The organism is Arthrobacter sp. P1_B3 (genome assembly GCF_056406615.1).
The window spans coordinates 1-3,656 of record NZ_JBFTZV010000059.1; the positions used below are offsets into that span (position 1 = coordinate 1).

Sequence of the window (3,656 nt, forward strand, 5' to 3'; positions counted from 1 at the left end):
GGCGGACGGCCAGACCAAGGCCCTTGCCCTTGCCCTGCGGGTCGTGGAGGACCCAGGCGAACTCCAACTCGCGGTCGCCGAACTGCTCGACGCCAAGCCCGTCGCGGCTCCCACCGGCGACAGCACCTCACCCGCGACCAGCAAACCGGCATGTGATGGCACCGTCCTGAAAATACCATCCCCCCGGCATGGACCCCTCGGCTTCTCCCGCCCCCGGGCGCCCTTCACACCGGCCGAATCCGCCCGGGCGCACAGGCTAGCCGAGCTCGCCGAGCTCACTGAATTGACACGAAAACACCCGGTACGGCCTCGGCAATAGAAAACCGGGAGGTGTCGTCCCCGAAGCGGCGACCGCACCGAAAGGAGACAATCATGACTGCAGCTCTGCCTTCACCTGTCCGCTCATGCTCGGAACTTTCCTATGGCGACGAAATCGAAGCCTGGCGCCTCGGCAAGCTCCTRCACCGAGGAAGGGTGAGCTACCCCCTGCCGTCGGTGGAGATGTTTTGGATCATTTGCTCAAGGACCGGAACACGCAAGCTCGTGGACATGGAGGCGGCCGCCATTCTCCGAATTGCAGCCGCAGCCGGTGACGCGGGACCGGCGACTCGACCGCCGCCGTCATCCACCTGGCGTGAGTCCTCCAAATCTGGCCGCAATATGTGCCAGCGAGGGCAACCGGACGCCGTAGGGGCCATCCAAAAAGCGAACCATGGGCAGCTACCGGAAGGAAATGGCAATTTGCGGTATCCAGCCTCGCAGGAAAGAGCAGGAGACAACGCCCAATGTTAATCCACAAGGAGCCTCGCAGGGCTCAGTCGGCTCCTGGGCTGCACTGGAGCTCTGTTGCTCAGTGAACCATTCCCAACACCACCATTCCAGCTCGTACTTTGCCCACCCGTCCCACAGGGACCTGCGTCTCAACGTAGTCGTCCGACTAGACGCCGTCGAAGAGACCGCCAAAGTCGACATTCGAGGCGTCCTGACGCACACCAACCTCCGGGCCCTCTACGTCGTCTGCCGCCGGGTCGTCACCAAGTTTCCGGGTATGAGGTGGTGGTTAATCTCGCGCATGCCGGGGTGACGGCCGCGGCCTTCGATGAACTCCGGGAGCACGCCCGCCAGTCCAGTCTTTCCTCTGGCATCGACTCCTCGGCGACTTCCTGCCGGCTGCGGATCGTGGAGCCACCGGTCACCCTCAAAGTCCAAGAACACGCCTCTGCATTACCGGGCGCCTGATCACGGCACGCATTGCCGATACACGGCGACGTGCGTCAGCTCCCTGACCTGAGGTACTGGTAGAGGGTTTCGCGGCTGTTGCCGAACTCCCCAGCCAGGCCGGTGTTCTGCCCCCCGACGCCGTAGCTCCTCCGTCAGGCCCCGGGGCAGGGCCCTTCGCCGAAGGCAGGTCACCTTCCCGATCAAGCCATCGGCGGTGCAATCAAGGGTATCCATCAAGGCCACGAGCACCTGCAGATTTAGCCTCTTCGGTTTCTCCGCAGCCAGCCGGTAGATCTGGCTGGCCGACGGTGGGCGACATGTCAGGTAGACACAATCAAACATGACCTTTCTCATGACCCTCGGCATCGGTTTCCTGATTTCCCTTGCCCACGTTCTTATGTTCGCCACCATGCTGATGCTGGCGGGCCTCGCCCGGTTGGCCGTTCTGACTTTCACAGCACTTTGTGATGCCGCCCGCTATCGCGCTCTGCTCTTTGGTGCGGAGACAACCACTCTGGACGCCCATGGAAATCCGGTTCACTCTTGACCCTCTACGGGACAGATTTGAAGAGATCGGTGGGCCGTTGGCCCGGCTGACAGACCAACGCCAACTGCCGCTGCGATTCACAAGTTAGTAGTGCACCTTGGCAGTTCTCGATAACGAAGGATTCCGAGAAGGGGAACAATCGAGAGTCGGTGTCTTCTCAGATCCCGGAAAAAGCTGACTCCTGCCATTCTCACAAATAGTTCTGACAAGATACGGTCGCCCCAATTCCTCACGACGAGTTTTGAGAACCAAAGCTCTATACAGTCACCGAAGTGCCGTCCCCGGCTCCGCGTCAACCAAAGGTCCCGCGCGGGCGGCAGGGAACAGATCTGCCCTATATATTCGATTCATGATCATGATCCCGGTAGACGGCAGCAGGGCCAGCGATTTTGAAGGCATCGATTATGCGGCCTACTTCCGAGGACCAGCAGTCTATGACAGTGAAGAAGTGACCAACCGTGTTTTGAACCTTCTCGATGATTTCCTGAAGGAAAAAGGGCTCTCCTCCCGACGGTGCTGGCACGCCGGCATTGGTGCCGCCGCGGGCGCTCCGGCATTTTTCGAGACCCTGCTCTGGATCCAGGAACATTGGGAGTTCCTGGCAGGGGCGGCGTCGGTCGTGTTGGCGCGAGTGGCAAACGTCCGTGACAAATGGCGGCAGCTGAAGAGACACATCGAGGAACGAATCCTGGACCCTTATAAGCCTTCCTTCGACGTTGAGCTGGGTGTTAGGACTATGGGTGAGGGGGAAGACGCCCGACAGGAAGCCGCGCGGTCGTTTCGCTCCTTACTGACGCATGTGCCGGACATTAGCGCGCTACTTCGGCATGAGCTACCGGATCAAAGGTTCAACATCCGAGTTCTAACTACTGGTTCCTCGCCCGCATCCGCCTACGCATACTTCAAAGTTCCAGAAGTAAAGCGTTCGGATGTCGCAAAAATGCTCCGCTTCCTACAGAAGAAGGATGACCAGGACGGGGCCTCGGCCGTGTTGCTCTACCGCAAGTTTGGCTTCATCACACGGCTTGAGGCGAGTGAAAACGGCGGTGAATTCATGCGCTTGACGATGCGCTGACGGGTACCCGGCATCGGAGTAGTCTTCCGGCGGCGGTTCTAGCTTCGCCTGCGCCTGGCTCAAGTCCTGGGAGCGAAGGCAGGTACTGAACGGACCGTAATGTCCGGAACCCCTGTGCGCCTGATGCCCTTGCGTCGATCCCTTCGCGAGGGCCAGTACCAGATGCCCGCCAACGCAGCCGACACCGCCACTGACCCAATCAAGCTTCCGCCGTCCCGATGGACAAAAACCGGCATAAGAAAAACTTAAGAAGAACTCACGCCACGATGGATGAGCCCACAGTGCGGAGTCCGGTGGCGCACGCTGAGGGATCCTTTACCGGGCGCCGCCGCGAGTGAGCGTGACCAGTAACGGTCGTATTCGTGCGCTGGCCACACCGCATCGTCCGCGGCTCCTGACGCCGCGCCAATTCGCGGAACGCCGACACTGACCTTTGCACGAAACACTGCACGTGTGGAGTTGGTCGCTCTGTGGCGGCGTTTTTTGGTCGCTCCGTGTCGCAACAGTGCCCGTAAGGCGAGCACCTATTCCCAATACATCGCAGCCGCACGTGAGCAGAGGCGCATCTCATGACCGCCGACACGAAACGCCGAGGCTAGTCGACGCACCGGATCGCGTCGCAGACGTTCACGGCTGGGCGTGACGCTCCAACGCGTCCAGAGTCGTCTCGGGCGATGTGTTGAAGCAGAAGGTGATTCCGGGCGATTCCGCATTGCACACGTTGATGATCCGTTCGAAGAGCTCGGTGTACTCCGGGATCATCCTGATGCCGCCCCCGATCATCACGAGGCCGAAACGATCACGACCGAACGC

3 protein-coding genes and 2 pseudogenes are annotated in these 3,656 nt (G+C 60.6%); 3 read left to right on the forward strand and 2 right to left on the reverse strand.

Annotation, left to right across the window (positions count from 1 at the left end; all coding sequences use genetic code 11):
* Positions 1-319, forward strand: a pseudogene (locus AC1D2F_RS23735) (amino acid-binding protein); the annotation flags it as partial.
* A 920-nt stretch (positions 320-1,239) separates the two neighbouring features.
* Here AC1D2F_RS23735 and AC1D2F_RS23740 read toward each other — a convergent pair.
* Positions 1,240-1,632 (reverse strand): helix-turn-helix domain-containing protein, encoded by a 393-nt coding sequence (locus tag AC1D2F_RS23740; RefSeq protein WP_476967891.1) that lies wholly within the window; start codon positions 1,630-1,632, stop codon positions 1,240-1,242.
* Between AC1D2F_RS23740 and AC1D2F_RS23745 the strand changes: the two genes are divergently transcribed.
* Entirely contained in the window at positions 1,562-1,768 is a 207-nt protein-coding gene (locus tag AC1D2F_RS23745; protein ID WP_229996140.1) for a hypothetical protein, read from the forward strand. The two genes, AC1D2F_RS23740 and AC1D2F_RS23745, sit on opposite strands and share 71 nt — an antisense overlap.
* A gap of 349 nt (positions 1,769-2,117) precedes the next feature.
* Complete coding sequence (locus AC1D2F_RS23750; protein WP_229996139.1) at positions 2,118-2,843, forward strand: hypothetical protein; 726 nt, start codon at positions 2,118-2,120, stop codon at positions 2,841-2,843.
* Positions 2,844-3,470: 627 nt separating this feature from the next.
* On the opposite strand, the pseudogene AC1D2F_RS23755 reads toward AC1D2F_RS23750, so the two are convergent.
* A pseudogene (locus AC1D2F_RS23755) lies at positions 3,471-3,656 on the reverse strand (hypothetical protein); the annotation flags it as partial.